The sequence below is a fragment of the Duganella lactea genome (assembly GCF_009857505.1).
GTDB classification, from domain to species: domain Bacteria; phylum Pseudomonadota; class Gammaproteobacteria; order Burkholderiales; family Burkholderiaceae_D; genus Rugamonas; species Rugamonas lactea.
The window spans coordinates 118,830-132,761 of the sequence record NZ_WWCP01000015.1; the positions used below are offsets into that span (position 1 = coordinate 118,830).

General features: G+C 63.6%; 17 protein-coding genes. 10 read left to right on the top strand and 7 right to left on the bottom strand.

The annotated features are described in order from the left end of the window. Window positions 1–106: 106 nt before the first annotated feature. From GTP44_RS14195 to GTP44_RS14215, 5 genes are read right to left on the bottom strand one after another with little or no spacing between them, the layout of a single operon-like run. A complete protein-coding gene (locus GTP44_RS14195) occupies window positions 107–892 on the bottom strand; it encodes a competence/damage-inducible protein A (protein WP_161019937.1) in 786 nt (261 codons plus the stop codon). Then, window positions 889–1,707, bottom strand: a complete 819-nt coding sequence (locus GTP44_RS14200) for an EI24 domain-containing protein (RefSeq protein ID WP_161019938.1) — start codon at window positions 1,705–1,707, stop codon at window positions 889–891. The genes GTP44_RS14195 and GTP44_RS14200 overlap by 4 nt, the downstream gene beginning before the upstream one ends. Continuing rightward, window positions 1,707–2,669: a sterol desaturase family protein gene (locus GTP44_RS14205; protein WP_161019939.1), complete on the bottom strand. Its 963-nt coding sequence runs from the start codon at window positions 2,667–2,669 to the stop codon at window positions 1,707–1,709. Before GTP44_RS14205 ends, GTP44_RS14200 begins: the two co-directional genes overlap by 1 nt. Continuing rightward, on the bottom strand, window positions 2,666–3,421 hold the full coding sequence (locus GTP44_RS14210) for a polysaccharide deacetylase family protein (RefSeq protein WP_161019940.1): 756 nt from the start codon (window positions 3,419–3,421) through the stop codon (window positions 2,666–2,668). The genes GTP44_RS14205 and GTP44_RS14210 overlap by 4 nt, the downstream gene beginning before the upstream one ends. Beyond that, the gene (locus GTP44_RS14215; RefSeq protein WP_161019941.1) at window positions 3,421–4,380 is read right to left on the bottom strand and encodes a YVTN family beta-propeller repeat protein; all 960 of its coding nucleotides are present in this window, start codon (window positions 4,378–4,380) and stop codon (window positions 3,421–3,423) included. Before GTP44_RS14215 ends, GTP44_RS14210 begins: the two co-directional genes overlap by 1 nt. Before the next feature lie 91 nt (window positions 4,381–4,471). Here GTP44_RS14215 and GTP44_RS14220 point away from each other — a divergent pair, with 91 nt between their 5' ends. Then, window positions 4,472–4,828 (top strand): FKBP-type peptidyl-prolyl cis-trans isomerase, encoded by a 357-nt coding sequence (locus GTP44_RS14220; protein WP_160990774.1) that lies wholly within the window; start codon window positions 4,472–4,474, stop codon window positions 4,826–4,828. Between the two features lie 25 nt (window positions 4,829–4,853). Here the strand turns inward: GTP44_RS14220 and GTP44_RS14225 are convergent, their stop codons facing one another. Then, complete coding sequence (locus GTP44_RS14225) at window positions 4,854–5,636, bottom strand: hypothetical protein (RefSeq protein ID WP_161019942.1); 783 nt, start codon at window positions 5,634–5,636, stop codon at window positions 4,854–4,856. 204 nt (window positions 5,637–5,840) lie between these two features. Here GTP44_RS14225 and GTP44_RS14230 point away from each other — a divergent pair, with 204 nt between their 5' ends. After that, complete coding sequence (locus tag GTP44_RS14230) at window positions 5,841–6,128, top strand: HU family DNA-binding protein (protein WP_072784867.1); 288 nt, start codon at window positions 5,841–5,843, stop codon at window positions 6,126–6,128. Window positions 6,129–6,298: 170 nt separating this feature from the next. Then, a complete protein-coding gene (locus GTP44_RS14235; RefSeq protein ID WP_160990776.1) occupies window positions 6,299–6,550 on the top strand; it encodes an acyl-CoA-binding protein in 252 nt (83 codons plus the stop codon). Window positions 6,551–6,634: 84 nt separating this feature from the next. Here GTP44_RS14235 and GTP44_RS14240 read toward each other — a convergent pair whose 3' ends face one another. After that, window positions 6,635–6,913, bottom strand: coding sequence for a polyhydroxyalkanoic acid system family protein (locus GTP44_RS14240; protein ID WP_160990777.1), 279 nt, complete (start codon window positions 6,911–6,913; stop codon window positions 6,635–6,637). A 258-nt stretch (window positions 6,914–7,171) separates the two neighbouring features. Between GTP44_RS14240 and fdxA the strand changes: the two genes are divergently transcribed. The 7 genes from fdxA (at window position 7,172) to nth (ending at window position 13,759) form a co-directional block, all read left to right on the top strand. Then, entirely contained in the window at window positions 7,172–7,495 is a 324-nt protein-coding gene (gene fdxA, locus GTP44_RS14245) for a ferredoxin FdxA (RefSeq protein ID WP_160990778.1), read from the top strand. 95 nt (window positions 7,496–7,590) lie between these two features. Further along, window positions 7,591–8,658 carry an NAD(P)/FAD-dependent oxidoreductase gene (locus GTP44_RS14250; RefSeq protein WP_160990779.1) on the top strand — a complete coding sequence of 356 codons (1,068 nt, stop codon included), beginning with the start codon at window positions 7,591–7,593 and terminating at the stop codon, window positions 8,656–8,658. Window positions 8,659–8,878: 220 nt separating this feature from the next. Then, entirely contained in the window at window positions 8,879–10,114 is a 1,236-nt protein-coding gene (locus tag GTP44_RS14255) for a polyhydroxyalkanoate depolymerase (protein WP_160990780.1), read from the top strand. A gap of 103 nt (window positions 10,115–10,217) precedes the next feature. Then, entirely contained in the window at window positions 10,218–10,628 is a 411-nt protein-coding gene (locus GTP44_RS14260; protein WP_161019943.1) for a MarR family winged helix-turn-helix transcriptional regulator, read from the top strand. A 20-nt stretch (window positions 10,629–10,648) separates the two neighbouring features. Further along, window positions 10,649–12,412 (top strand): chloride channel protein, encoded by a 1,764-nt coding sequence (locus tag GTP44_RS14265; protein WP_161019944.1) that lies wholly within the window; start codon window positions 10,649–10,651, stop codon window positions 12,410–12,412. Window positions 12,413–12,440: 28 nt separating this feature from the next. Beyond that, window positions 12,441–13,115 (top strand): electron transport complex subunit RsxB, encoded by a 675-nt coding sequence (rsxB, locus tag GTP44_RS14270; RefSeq protein WP_161019945.1) that lies wholly within the window; start codon window positions 12,441–12,443, stop codon window positions 13,113–13,115. After that, window positions 13,112–13,759: an endonuclease III gene (nth, locus tag GTP44_RS14275; RefSeq protein WP_161019946.1), complete on the top strand. Its 648-nt coding sequence runs from the start codon at window positions 13,112–13,114 to the stop codon at window positions 13,757–13,759. Before rsxB ends, nth begins: the two co-directional genes overlap by 4 nt. Window positions 13,760–13,932 lie beyond the last annotated feature (173 nt).

A 13,932-nucleotide genomic window follows, 5' to 3' on the forward strand; every position in this document is an offset into this window, starting at 1 on the left:
GGCGCTGGCGCACAATAATTACAAAGCGCCGTTTGTTTTTCGCAAAAAAACAACGGCGTTCTCTCCGAGGGAGGAACGCCGTGTCATGCGCTGGTCACAAAGCGGACTAGGCCTGCTTGAACTCTACATGAAGCCTGCGCAATTCGTCGCACAGTTGAATAAAGGCGGCGGCCGTCTGCGCCGGCTCGCCTTTGACGCCCAGCTCGATGTGGCGGCGCGTGTTGGCGTCGCCCACGCTCGGCAGGCTGAACACTTTAACGCGCGGATATTGCTGCTCCAGCGCCACCATCAGCGGCGTCAGCGCCGACTCGGCCGCCTCGTACACCAGCACCGACTGCTCCAGCCGCGGCTCGCGGTTGAACAGGTCGGCGTAATGGTTGTCCAGTACCCACTCCAGCATCGGCCAGGCCATCACCGGGAAGCCCGGCACGAAGTAGTGCTGGCGCAGCGCGAAGCCGGCGATGTTGTTGTACGGGTTGGGGATCAGCGCCGCGCCCTCGGCGAACTCGGCCATTTTGAGGCGGTGCAGGTTCTCGGCCGAATTCAGGTCGGCGGTCTGGCCAGCGTCCTGCGCCATCTGCACGATGCGCTGCTGGATGTTGAGCTTGCCCTGCTCGTGCAGCACCAGCGGCAACCCCAGCGCGTCGGCCGCCGCCTGGCGCGTGTGGTCGTCCGGCGTGGCGCCGATGCCGCCGCAGCAGAACACGATGTCGTCGCTGGCGAAGGTGCGCTTCAGCGTGTCGGTGATGCGCAGCGGATCGTCCGGCAAAATCTCGGCCCAGTGCAGTTGCAGGCCGCGCGCCGCCAGCATCTGCACCACTTTCGGGAAATGCTGATCGACCCGACGGCCCGACAGGATTTCGTCGCCAATAATGATGAGTCCGATTGTCATGCCAGCTCCTTGGTAATTTCTTCCTGCGCCCGCATTTGCGCCAGCGCTTCCATGCAATAGTAAGCGAACCACAGTCCGGTAAAGATAAAGATCAGCACGTACAGCCAGATCGAGGCGGCCGCCAGAAACGGGAAGAATACCACCGCCATCACGCCGCCCAGCCAGAGCGCGCCCGGCAGCGCGCCCGCCGCGCCGGAGACGACGCCGATCGCCAGCAGGCGCAGGCGGTGCTGTTTCAGCATCCGATGGCGTTCCTCGCTGCTGGCGTAGTCGGCCAGCACGTCGTACACCATGACGCGGCAGGTCAGCCAGCCCCACAGCAGCGCCTGCACCAGCACCGCCAGCGGCGGAAAGGCGTACAACGGCAGCGTGACGATCCACAGGCCGATAAAGATCAGCATGCCGCCCAGCGCGACGCCGACACTGCCCAGAATCGAACCGCCCTTGCGCTGCGCCAGCTGCGCGAAGTGGCGCCGGCCGACGTGGCGGCAGATCACCGGCATCGCCACCACGCCGATAAAGATCAGCGCGGTCAGAATCATCAGCGGCAGCAGGGCCAGCATGGCGATCAGCGGCGGCACCACCGCCGTCAGCGTGCCGAGACCGAGACTGCGCAGCCAGCTGGTGCTGGTGGCGAACAGGTTGTGGTCGGTGAACAGCGCGTGGAGATAATCGACCAACGGTTGCAGATAAAAATACAATGCCACCGCCCAGACGCCCAGCGCCAGCAGGAACGGCGCGATACTCATCAACAGCAGCTTGCCGTGCCATTGCGACAGGAAAGCGCGGCTCCACGCGCGAATCACAGCGCCCATCAGACCACATCCTTTCGTGCAAACTCGATCATGCGCTTCAGGCCCAGTACCTGCTGCGACCAAAAACCATTGCCGTACTCGCGCCCCGTTAACTGGTCGCGGATGCCGGTGGCGACAAACGCCGGTGTGAAATTGGCGGTGCGGAAGACGATATCCCACAGCGGCAGCAGCACGGCGAAATTGCAACCGCCCAGCTTGCCATCGGCGTTTTCATGGCCAACGCCGATGGCATGGTGCATGCGGTGGTAGCGCGGCGACACCAGCAGCCGCTCGCCCAGCCAGCCGAAGTGGATGCGCACGTTGGCGTGCTGCAGGCTCTGCAAAATGCGCGACACCGACACCAGCATCACATATTGCGCCGGCTCGACGCCGATGGCCAGCGCGATCAGCCCCATATAGACATCGCGCAGCAGGTCGTCCAGCACATGGTTGCGGTCGTCGCTCCACAGGTTCATATTCCGCTGGCTGTGATGCAGGCCGTGCAGCGCACACCACCAGTTGACGCGGTGCGAGCCGCGGTGATACCAGTAATCGCAGAAGTCCAGCACCACGAAATACACGGCGAACGCGCCCAACGGGCCGATGCCCGGCCACAGCGCCTCCAGGTTGAACGGCTGGACGCTTTCAAAGCGCAGCCAGCCAGCCAGGCCGTCCAGCAGCGGATCGAGCGTGAAGAAGATCAGCAGCGAGAAGATGCCGATGCGGTGCAGCACCGTGTAGATGAAGTCGTTCCAGCGCGCGCGCGTGTCGGTGATCGGCTGCGCCGGGATCAGCGCTTCCAGTGGACGCAGCACCAGAAACAGCAGCGCCAGCTCCAGTACGCCGATCAGCAGCCACTCGGTGCCCTCGAAAGCGGCCTCGACGTGCTCGCCAAAGCCCAGTTGGAACACCAGCGGCTGGATCGCGGTTTCAAACAGCCAGCCCTGGGCGCTGCCCAGCCAGTCGGACAAGGTTGTTATCATGGTTTATAGTCGGGATGCTCGCGCAGCGTGGCAAAACACCTGCCCTGCCGCTCCAGCCCCGTGATCAGAGGTTCAAGATTCGCCGGCGCCCAAGGGTCCTTGCGCGACCAGATGCCCATATGGATCAGGACGATATCGCCGCCGCGCAGGTCGCGCAACATCTTTTGCAGCAGTACCGCATTCGGATACGCGGCGCTCGGCAGCTCGTCGCCGGAAAAGCCGGCCGGCGCCCAGCCCGCGTGCGCGTAACCGCAGGCCTTGCCGATCGCCAGCAGCCGCGCCGAGGTACGGCCGGCCGGCGCGCGCCACAAGGGATCGAGCGGCTTGCCGGTCAGTTGCACGAAACGCTGATCGACCCGCTTGAGCTGTTCGCAATACTGCTGCGGCGTCCAGCTGACCTGCCGGCTCGCCTGCGACCCGAAGCCGGGCTTGACCACCACCGTGCCGTCGGCGCCATCGCGCACGAACACCGCATGGTCCCAGGTATGCGTGCCGATCGCATGGCCTTCCGCCACGCGCGCCCTCCAGTACGCCGACCACGACGGGTCCAGCGTATCGTCGCCGCGCACGGTTTTCTCGTTGGCGAGGAAGAAGGTGGCCTTGATGTGGTGGCGGTTCAGCGTATCGGCGATCAGCTCGGCCTGCGACTGGCTGCCGGTGTCGAAGGTCAGATAGATGACGCCTTGGCAAGCGGCATGCGCGCTCGGCGCTGCCGCCAGCGCCATCAGGGTCAGGGCGGCGGCGCGGCGCATCAGCGGGACGCGGAGTTGATAAAGAACACGCCGTGCGGCGAGCGGCCGACCGGGATGGTCTTGATCAGCTTGCGGGTCTTCAGATCGATCACCGCCACCTTCTTGATCCAGCGCAGCGTGACCCACATGGTCTTGCCGTCGTCGCTGACTTCCATGCAGTCCGGGCCGCCGGGCACGTTGATCTGGCCGACGTTTTCCAATGTCTTCTGATCAATGATGTTAATCGAATTGGAAACACGGTTCGACACATAGGTGTGGCGGCCATCGCCGGCCGAACGGAAGTTGTGCGCGCCCATGCCGGTCTTGATGCGCTTGACCGTCTTCCGCGCCTTCCAGTCGATCACTTCCACGTAGTCGCTGCCCATGATGCCGACCAGCAGATACTTGTCGTCCGGCGTCATGGCGATGCCGGCAGGCAGCTTGCCGACCGGGAGCGTCCACCTGATCGTCTGCGTGGGCAGATCGATGGCGCTGACCTGGTCGCTACCCTGCTGGGTGATGAAGACCATGTTGCTGGCGGCGTTGAACGCCACGTGGCTGGGCAGCTTGGCCAGCGGCAGGCGCTTGGCCAGCGTCAGATTGACGCCATCGTAGGTGTAGAGATCGACGCGGTCCAGGCGCAGCGAGTTCGACACGAACCACTTCTGGTCCGGCGAAAAACCGATCTGGTACGGGTCGGGAATGTTCTTCAGCGTGCGTTGCGGCTGGCCGGTTTTCGGGTCCAGGAAGATCAGCTCATTGCCGACCGAGCTGGCGACGATCAGCGACTTGTTGTCCGGCGTGGCCATCAGGTGGTGCGGCTCCTTGCCGACCGGGATCGTGCCCAGGTCGCGGTAGGTGGCCTGGTCCAGCAACTGCACGGTGGCGTCGCGCGAGTTCAGCACCACCACCACATTCGCTTGCGCGCAGCCGATGGCGGCCATGGCGCAAACGCAGGAAAAAACGAAACGTCGGAACATAGAGGATGCTGCTCCAAAAGCAAAACCCCATTTTACGTGCAAAGCCCATGCCCTGCTACAATTCCGGCCTGTTTCTAATGAAAGGAAGACCATGTCCACCATCACCACCCCATCGGGCCTGCAATACATCGAACTGACCGTGGGCGAAGGCGCCGAAGCCAAAGCCGGCCAGAACGTCACCGTGCACTACACCGGCTGGCTGCGCAACGACGACGGCAGCAAGGGCCCGAAATTTGATTCGAGCAAAGACCGCAACGATCCATTCGAGTTCGCCCTGGGCGCCGGCATGGTCATCCGCGGCTGGGACGAAGGCGTGCAAGGCATGAAAATCGGCGGCGCCCGCCAACTGATCATTCCAGCCGAACTGGGCTACGGCTCGCGCGGCGCCGGCGGCGTGATTCCACCGAACGCCACGCTGATCTTCGACGTCGAACTGCTGGCGGTATAAACGTCGTCCCGCGGGAATAACGAAGCTAGCGCTGCCAGTTGCGGCGCAAGGCTTCCAGCTCGGCCCGCGTGTCGAGCATGCCGCCGACGATGCGCTGGTCGATCGCCTCCAGCACCGCCGTCGGCATCTCCGTCCCCGCCATGCGGTAGGCGTCCATGGTCGCCGCCGGACGCCCATGCTGCACCATCACCGGCACCCGCCATTCCTCGTTGGCGCGGCACGCCAGCCCCACCAGATCCTGCGTCATCCCCACCAGCGTGAAGCTGCGGCAGTAGGTTCCCTCGTTGGATAAAAAGCTCAGGCCCACGCGCACATCGCTGTCGGCCTGCGTCGCCGCGCCGCCCAGTTGCTGGCTCAGCGAAGCGGCCAGCCGGCCCTGCGCCACCAGCAAGCCATTGCGGCTCACCACGTCGGTGGCCGGCGGCATGTTGTCGCCAAACCAGCCCGGCTGCCATTTGGCCAGCCCGAACTTGCCGGCCGCCAGTCCCAGCACCATGACCAGCGCCAGCGCGCTCCATTCCAGCCAGCCCCAATGCCGGCGCGTGGCCGCCTTGCGTACCGCCTGCTGGGCCGCCAGACGCTGCGCGCGCACCGCCGCCAGTTGCACCACATTGGCGCCTCGGCGGGCCTGCAGCGCGGACGGATTGTGCTGATCGGCGTAGACGCCGGCGTTGCGCGCGGCCCGCAGCCGCGCCACCCGGCGCGCCAGATGGCTGTCGTGGCGCAGCGCGGACTCCAGCGCCAGACGGGTCGCTTCGTCCAGTTCGCCATCGGCATACGCTATCAGTGTCTCGTCTGAAAAGCTCATGATCCCGTCCTCTAGGCGTTCCATCATAAACCTTTTTCGTCACCAATGCGGGTTTGCCGAAAACGTGTAAGCCCTTTAAATACAAGGCTTTAGTCACAGCAAAGCGCGGCGACTCAACAAATACAAGGCGCGCTTCGAACGGAAACCATTACTTTTAACAATATTTATGCTAATCTGCGCGCTCTAATAACCAAGGAGGTAGTAATGAAAAAAGGCGAACTGATTGCAGAATTTGCGAAACGCACCGAGCTGTCCGCTGCTGCCGCCAACGGCGCAGTGAACACGCTGATCGCCATCATCACCGAGCGTCTGAAAAAAGGCGACTCGGTCGGCATCACCGGCTTCGGCACCTTCTCGGTCGCCAAGCGCGCAGCGCGTAAAGGCCGCAATCCTGCAACCGGCGAAGCGATCAAGATCGCCGCGTCGAAAACCCCGAAATTCTCGGCTGGCGCCACGCTGAAATCGGCAGTCAACCCGACGAAGAAGAAGTAATTCTTCCGGAGTGACCGGACGCCCGGGAGGGCGACGGCGGCAACGGCGGTTCATGCGGGCACGTCCCGGCATGGCCGCCGTTTCTGTTTGGAGCCCGCACTCTAGGGAGATTGGCCGCCGCCGCGGTTATGATGACGCGTCATTTCATCAATCACTGCAAGGAGCGCGGTATGAGTTTGCAAGAACAGTTTGAACAAGCACAGGCGGACTCGAAGAATCTGCCGGAACGGCCGGACAACATGACGCTGCTGAAAATCTACGCCCTGTTCAAACAGGGTTCGGCCGGCGATGTGAGCGGCGAGCGTCCCGGCATGACCGACTTCGTCGGCCGCGCCAAGTACGATGCCTGGGCCGCGCTGGCCGGCACCAGCCAGGACCAGGCCAAACAGCAGTACATCGATTTGATCGAAGAACTGAAGTAATTAAAAAAGGCCCGTGCGGGCCTTTTTTGTTTTACTGTTTTAAATCGAACAACAGTAATAAAAATCAAGCAACATCAAAAGATATCAAGCGGCGAACAGCTGACGCATCTTTTCACTGACCTTGGCCTCGATCTGGCTGGCCATCATGCTCATCGGGAAGCCCAGCGCGATCCGCAGCTGCGCCTGATGCGGCTGCAACGTCAGCGCGCCGTCGACGCCGCTGCGCTCGAAACGCAACACATCGCCGTCCCAGCGGCAAACCAGTTCAAATTGTTCGGCCAGCTTGTCGGCCATCTGTTGGGCGGCTGCGCGCGCCTGTTCCGGCGCCAGGCTGTGCGCCTGGACGATATTGATGTCCGCCATGCGGATCTCCCCCTGCTGTGCAGAAAACAAAGGCGCCATGATGCCAGTTGCGGGCCTGCGGCGCCAGTGGGCGGCGACCGGCGCGATGCCGGCGCGATAGTTGTCGCTTTCACCGAATGAATTTGCTTATATGTATTGTATATAAGCGCAATTTGTGAGAAAGGACGAATTACCTTAAAATACAGTGCTTTGCCGAGGTTAGCCAGGCAACCCGCCCCGCCGCCGACGCCGCTGCACACCAACATTGATAGGACTGTTATGACCCACGTTGTCACCGAATCTTGCATCGCTTGCCGTTACACGGACTGCGTCGATGTTTGCCCGGTAGATTGTTTCCGCCAAGGCCCGAACTTCCTCGCCATCGATCCCGACGAATGCATCGATTGCGCCGTCTGCGTCGCCGAATGCCCGGTGAACGCCATCTATGCCGAAGAGGACGTGCCGGGCGACCAGCAGGACTATATCAAGATCAATGTTGACCTGGCACGCAAATGGCCGTCGATCACCAAGACGATCCCGGCGCTGCCGGACGCGGAGCAGTTCAAGGACGTCAAAGGCAAGCTGCACCTGCTGGTCCGCTAAGTCCGCCGCTGGCCAGGCAGCATGACGCCGCGCCCGCGCGCGTCCGGCGACCCAGTGCTGCCCAACCATTATTGAAATCACAGGAAACTTTACGTATGAATACCACCGTCACTCCTCCCGGCGTCATCGAAACCGATGCCGTCATCATCGGCGCCGGCCCGGTCGGCCTGTTCCAGGTCTTCGAACTGGGCCTGCTGGAAATCAAAGCCCACGTGATCGATTCGCTGGGCGCCGTGGGGGGGCAGTGCGTGGAACTGTATCCTGACAAGCCGATCTACGACATCCCGGCCGTGCCATCGTGCACCGGCCAGGAACTGACCGACAACCTGCTCAAGCAGATCGAGCCGTTCGCGCCGACCTTCCACCTGGGCCAGGAAGTGACCAAGGTCGAACGCCGCGACGACGGCCGCTTCAACGTCGAAACCACGCTTGGCACCAAGTTCCTGACCAAGACCATCTTCATCGCCGCCGGCGTCGGCTCGTTCCAGGCGCGCACGCTGAAGGTGGACGGCATCGAGGTGTTCGAGGGCAGCCAGCTGCACTACAAGGTCAAGGACCCGGCGCAGTTCGACGGCAAGAACCTGGTCATCTGCGGCGGCGGCGACTCCGCGCTGGACTGGGCGCTGAACTTCGTCGGCAAGGCCGAGTCGGTCGTGCTGCTGCACCGCCGTGAGGACTTCCGCGCCGCGCCGGCCTCGGTCGCCAAGATGAAGGCGCTGTGCGACGACTACGAAATGCAGCTGCTGATCGGCACCGCCACCGGCTTCGAGACCTCGGCCGACGGCAAGCTGGAGCACCTGAAGGTGACCGCCGCCGACGGCGTGACCCGCCGCGTGCCGCTGGACATGCTGCTGGTGTTCTACGGCCTGTCGCCGAAACTGGGCCCGATCGCCGAGTGGGGCCTGGACATCGAGCGCCGCCAGCTGAAGGTGCAGGATACCGAGAAGTTCGAAACCAACGTGCCGGGCATCTTCGCCGTGGGCGACATCAACACCTATCCGGGCAAGAAAAAACTGATCCTGTCGGGCTTCCACGAAGCGGCGCTGGCCGCCTTCGGCGCCGCGCCGTACATCTTCCCGGACAAGAAGATCCACATGCAGTACACCACCACCTCGCCGAAGCTGCACAAGGTGCTGGGCGTGGAAACTCCTGTGTTCGATTAAACACACGGCGGGCGACCGTCCTACAAGAAAGCAGCGGAAACGCTGCTTTTTTTGTGCCCGCGCGGGTATTATCGTTTCTAACAAGATTGCCTGTGGATAGTACGTAACCCGCCTCCGGCGCCGCCGGAACGGCCATGCGGCCAAACACAGCGCATATAATTTGGCTTATGATGTCAATATTGGTGCACCGCACCAAGCCTATAAAATCGGGATGCCTTCTATGCTCTACCAACTCCATGAAATGCAACGCTCGTTCCTGACCCCGCTGATGCAATGGGCGGACGCGTCGGCCAAGCTGTTCACCAATCCGGTCTCGCCGCTGGCGCACACGCCGTTCTCGCAACGCATCGCCGCCGGCTACGAACTAATGTACCGACTGGGCAAGGACTACGAAAAGCCGGCATTTGAAATCGACAGCACCGAGATCCAGGGCGAGACGGTGGGCATCACCGAGCATGTCGCGCTCAACAAACCGTTCTGCCGCCTGCTGCACTTCAAGAAAAACCTGAGCGACAAGCAAATCAAGGCGCTGAAGCAGCCGACCGTGCTGCTGGTCGCGCCGCTGTCCGGCCACCATTCGACGCTGCTGCGCGACACGGTGCGCGGCCTGCTGGTGGACCACGACGTCTTCGTCACCGACTGGACCGACGCGCGCATGGTGCCGCTGTCCGAAGGCGCGTTCCACCTGGACGACTACATCTACTATGTGCAGGACTTCATCCGCCTGCTGGGCCCGGACGTGCACGTGATCTCAGTGTGTCAGCCGACCGTGCCGGTGCTGGCCGCGATCTCGCTGATGGCCTCGGACAACGATCCGAAACTGCCGAAGACCATGACCATGATGGGCGGCCCGATCGATCCGCGCAAGTCGCCGACCGCCGTCAACAACCTGGCCACCGAGAAGAAATTCTCGTGGTTCGAGAACACCGTCATCTATCCGGTGCCGCCGAACTATCCGGGTTTTGGCCGCAAGGTCTATCCGGGCTTCCTGCAGCACGCCGGCTTCATCGCCATGAACCCGGGCCGCCACGCGCAGAGCCACCGCGACTTCTATCACCACCTGGTCAAGGGCGACGAGGAGACCGCCGAGGCGCACCGCAAGTTTTATGACGAATACAACGCCGTGCTGGACATGCCGGCCGAATATTATCTGGACACCATCAAAACCGTGTTCCAGGACTTCGCGCTGCCGAAGGGCGAATGGCTGGTGGGCGGCAAGCTGGTCAAGCCGGCCGACATCAAGACCGTGGCGCTGTTCACCGTCGAAGGCGAGCTCGATGACATCTCCGGCGCCGGCCAGACGCAGGCCGCGCATGACCTGTGCACCGGCATTCCGGCCAGCATGCAGGAAGACTATGTGACGCCGGGGGCCGGCCACTACGGCATCTTCTCCGGCCGCCGCTGGCGCGAGATGGTATGCCCGAAAATCACCGCCTTCATCAAAAAACACGGCTGATAAACCGTCATTCCGGCGCAGGCCGGAATGACAACGACGACGTGATACGCGCTGCGGCGCGTTTTTTTAAAACCGAATACATCACATTGTGATATATTTAGGCATGAGCTCCTCCAAACTCAGCAAAGCCGACTTCAACGCCCTGTCCGAATTCCGCTACCAGATGCGCCGTTTCGAGCGCTTTTCCGAAGATGTGGTGCAGGCACAGGGCATCACCCCGCTGCAATACCTGCTGCTATTGCACATCAAGGGCTACCCCGGACGCGACTGGGCCACGGTGGGCGAACTGGCCGAACGCCTGCAAGCCAAGCACCACGGCGTGGTCGCGTTGATCACGCGCTGCGAAGCCATGGGCCTGGTCGAACGCCGCCACAGCGCGATCGACCGCCGCCGCGTGGAAGTGCACCTGCGGCGCCAAGGCGAAACCATCCTGGCCCGACTGGCCGAACAGCACCGCGTCGAACTGCTGTCGCTGGAAGGCGTGTTCACCATCCCGACCATCCGCCATGAATAAATATTAATGAACAAATACCCATGAACAAATACGATACACGCCGCGACTTCGACGGCCAGGCCCGGCTGCTGCTGATCACCAGCATCGCCGCCGTGGTCGGCGCCCTCAGCACCGTCACCGCCGATCTGCTGCTGCATGCGATCCGCTTCTTCACCAACCTGTTCTTTTTCCAGAAGCTCTCCACCGCCTTCACCTCGCCCGCCACGCACACACTGGGCGCGTGGGTGATCGCGGTGCCGGTCGTCGGTGGCCTGATCATCGGCCTGATCGCCCGCTACGGCGCGGAAGCGATCCGCGGCCACGGCATCCCCGAAGCGATTGAAGCGATCCTGTTCAAGAAAAGCACGATGTCGCCCAAGGTCGCGCTGCTCAAACCGCTAGCCTCCGGCATCGCCATCGGCAGCGGCGGCCCGTTCGGCGCCGAGGGGCCGATCATCATGACCGGTGGCGCGGTCGGCTCGCTGATCGCCCAGCACTTCCATCTGAGCGCGGCCGAACGCAAGGCGCTGCTGGTGGCCGGCGCCACCGCCGGCATGACCGCCGTCTTCGGCACGCCGATCGCGGCGGTGTTGCTGGCGGTGGAACTGCTGCTGTTCGAACTGCGTCCGCGCAGCCTGGCGCCGGTGGCGGTGGCGTGCGCGGTGGCCGGCTTCCTGCGCCCGCTGCTGATCGAAAGCGGGCCGCTGTTCCCGCTGCACACCGAAGCGCTGCCGCCGTCGGCGCTAATCTCCTGCCTGATCGCCGGCGTGGTGTGCGGCATGCTGGCATGGCTCTTGTCCACCGCGCTGTACCGCGTCGAAGACGGCTTCCACAAGCTGCCGCTGCACTGGATGTGGTGGCCGGCCATCGGCGGCCTGGCGATCGGCATCGGCGGCTATCTCGAACCACGCGCGCTGGGCGTCGGCTACGACGTCATTGCCGACCTGTTGAATAACCACATGGCCGCAGCGGCCATTCTGAGCCTGCTGATCGTCAAGGCCGTGATCTGGCTGCTGGCGCTGGGCTCGGGCACCTCGGGCGGCGTGCTGGCGCCGCTGCTGATGCTGGGCGCCGGTCTCGGCGCCGTGCTCGGCCCGTATCTGCCGGGCGGCGAGCCGGCCGTGTGGCCGCTGGTGTTCATGGCCGCCACACTGGGCGGCATGATGCGCGCGCCGGTGATGGCGGTGGTGTTCGCGTTCGAGCTCACGCACGACGCCAACGCCCTGCTGCCGGTGCTGGCCACCGCCACCATCGCCTATGCGTTCACGGTCGCCACCATGCACCGCTCGATCCTGACCGAAAAGATCGCCCGCCGCGGCCACCACATCTACCGCGAATACGGCATCGACCCGATGGAACGCCACAGCGTGGCCGAGGTGATGACCGCCACCGTCGACAGTATCCACGCCGACGCGCTGATCGCCGACGTGGAAGGCACCCACTTCCACGCCCACCCGCGCCACCGCGCCTATCCGGTGGTGCGTGACGGCGCGCTGCTGGGCATGCTGGACCGCGCCGGCCTGAGCGGCAAGCCGGGCGCGCTGCGGGTTGGCGACCTGTTCGGCGTCAACCTGCCGATCGTCGCGCTGGCCGATGAAACCTGCCGCACGCTGGCCTCGCGGCTGGCGGTGCACGGCGTCGGCCGGCTGCCGGTGGTCGAGAACATGCAATCGCGCCGCCTGATCGGCATCGTCAGCACCAGCGATTTGATGAAGCCGGCACTGAGCCTGCACGACGAGGAACTGCAGCGCCAAACCGTACGCCGGGTGAGGTTTTTTGGTAAGGCGCGCGCAGATATCGGATAATGGCGTTTTTGCCCGATGTTAGTGCGCCGTGTCCACCGAACCCACTCTTGCCGACCGCATCGAAGATGCCCTGCCGCAGACGCAATGCACCAAGTGCGGCTATAACGGCTGCCGGCCGTATGCGGAAGCGATCGCCGCCGGCGACGCCGCAATCAACCAGTGCCCGCCCGGCGGCGCCGAAGGCATCGAACGACTATCGGCGGTGACCGGGCGCAAGGTCATTCCACTGAATCCGGTCAATGGACTGGAGCGGCCGCGCGCCGTGGCCTACATCGATGAGTCGCTGTGCATCGGCTGCACCTTGTGCATCCAGGCCTGCCCGGTGGACGCGATTGTCGGCGCGGCCAAGCTGATGCACACCATCGTGCCGGCGCTGTGCACCGGCTGCGACCTGTGCGTGGCGCCCTGCCCGGTCGACTGCATCGTCATGTACCCGGTGACCGAGACCAGCGGCTGGGCCGCGTGGTCGCAAGCCGACGCCGACGCCGCGCGCGCGCGGCACGACTTCCGCGCCATGCGCCTGCAGCGTGACAAAGCAGAAAACGACGCCCGCCTGGCCGAGAAAGCCCACGCCAAACTGGCCACCGTCAACGCCATCGATCCGGCCGACGCCGCATCGGCCGCCGCGCTGGAACGCAAGCGCGCCATCATCGCCGCCGCCATGGAGCGCGCGCGCCTGAAAAAAGCATCCGAGAACCAATGAACGCAGCCAAACGCCACGAAATGTTTGTGCGCTTCCGCGCCGCCACCCCCCATCCCGTCACCGAACTTGCGTACACCACACCGTTTGAGCTGCTGATCGCCGTGCTGCTGTCGGCGCAGGCGACCGACGTCGGCGTCAACAAAGCCACGCGCAAGCTCTACCCGGTGGCCAACACGCCGCAGGCGATGCTGGACCTGGGGGAGGAAGAACTGACGACCTACATCCAGACCATCGGCCTGTACAAGACCAAGGCCAGGAACGTCATCGCCACCTGCAAGATTTTGCTGGAGAAGCACGGCGGCATCGTGCCGGCAGACCGCGAATCGCTGGAAGAACTGCCGGGCGTCGGCCGCAAGACCGCCAACGTGGTGCTGAACACCGCCTTCGGCCAGCCGACGATGGCGGTGGACACGCACATCTTCCGCGTCGCCAACCGCACCGGCCTGGCGCCAGGAAAGAACGTCGACATCGTCGAACAGAAACTGCTGAAATTCGTGCCGAAGGAGTTTCTGCACGACGCCCACCACTGGCTGATCCTGCACGGACGCTACACCTGCAAGGCGCGCAAGCCGGAATGCTGGAACTGCATGCAGATCGACCTGTGCGACTACCGCGCCAAGACCCCGGCCCCGGCCACCGTCTGAAAAACGGGTGTCAGGTCTGACAATCGCACACGGGCTCAACTGCTACGCAGTTGAGCCCGTGTGCGATTGTCAGACCTCGTATATTGAATCTACCGCGCCATCGCCGGATAATGTGGAGGTGGCAACGGTCAGGCAGGGTGACGCCGACCAGACTTTGGGTAGTTGAACCCGTG

Excerpts from the sequence above, each read along its gene's own strand:
- GTP44_RS14195 (WP_161019937.1), bottom strand. The coding sequence starts at position 892 with ATGACAATCGGACTCATCATTATTGGCGACGAAATCCTGTCGGGCCGT.
- GTP44_RS14200 (WP_161019938.1), bottom strand. The coding sequence starts at position 1,707 with ATGGGCGCTGTGATTCGCGCGTGGAGCCGCGCTTTCCTGTCGCAATGG.
- GTP44_RS14205 (WP_161019939.1), bottom strand. The coding sequence starts at position 2,669 with ATGATAACAACCTTGTCCGACTGGCTGGGCAGCGCCCAGGGCTGGCTG.
- GTP44_RS14210 (WP_161019940.1), bottom strand. The coding sequence starts at position 3,421 with ATGCGCCGCGCCGCCGCCCTGACCCTGATGGCGCTGGCGGCAGCGCCG.
- GTP44_RS14215 (WP_161019941.1), bottom strand. The coding sequence starts at position 4,380 with ATGTTCCGACGTTTCGTTTTTTCCTGCGTTTGCGCCATGGCCGCCATC.
- GTP44_RS14220 (WP_160990774.1), top strand. The coding sequence starts at position 4,472 with ATGTCCACCATCACCACCCCATCGGGCCTGCAATACATCGAACTGACC.
- GTP44_RS14225 (WP_161019942.1), bottom strand. The coding sequence starts at position 5,636 with ATGAGCTTTTCAGACGAGACACTGATAGCGTATGCCGATGGCGAACTG.
- GTP44_RS14230 (WP_072784867.1), top strand. The coding sequence starts at position 5,841 with ATGAAAAAAGGCGAACTGATTGCAGAATTTGCGAAACGCACCGAGCTG.
- GTP44_RS14235 (WP_160990776.1), top strand. The coding sequence starts at position 6,299 with ATGAGTTTGCAAGAACAGTTTGAACAAGCACAGGCGGACTCGAAGAAT.
- GTP44_RS14240 (WP_160990777.1), bottom strand. The coding sequence starts at position 6,913 with ATGGCGGACATCAATATCGTCCAGGCGCACAGCCTGGCGCCGGAACAG.
- fdxA (WP_160990778.1), top strand. The coding sequence starts at position 7,172 with ATGACCCACGTTGTCACCGAATCTTGCATCGCTTGCCGTTACACGGAC.
- GTP44_RS14250 (WP_160990779.1), top strand. The coding sequence starts at position 7,591 with ATGAATACCACCGTCACTCCTCCCGGCGTCATCGAAACCGATGCCGTC.
- GTP44_RS14255 (WP_160990780.1), top strand. The coding sequence starts at position 8,879 with ATGCTCTACCAACTCCATGAAATGCAACGCTCGTTCCTGACCCCGCTG.
- GTP44_RS14260 (WP_161019943.1), top strand. The coding sequence starts at position 10,218 with ATGAGCTCCTCCAAACTCAGCAAAGCCGACTTCAACGCCCTGTCCGAA.
- GTP44_RS14265 (WP_161019944.1), top strand. The coding sequence starts at position 10,649 with ATGAACAAATACGATACACGCCGCGACTTCGACGGCCAGGCCCGGCTG.
- nth (WP_161019946.1), top strand. The coding sequence starts at position 13,112 with ATGAACGCAGCCAAACGCCACGAAATGTTTGTGCGCTTCCGCGCCGCC.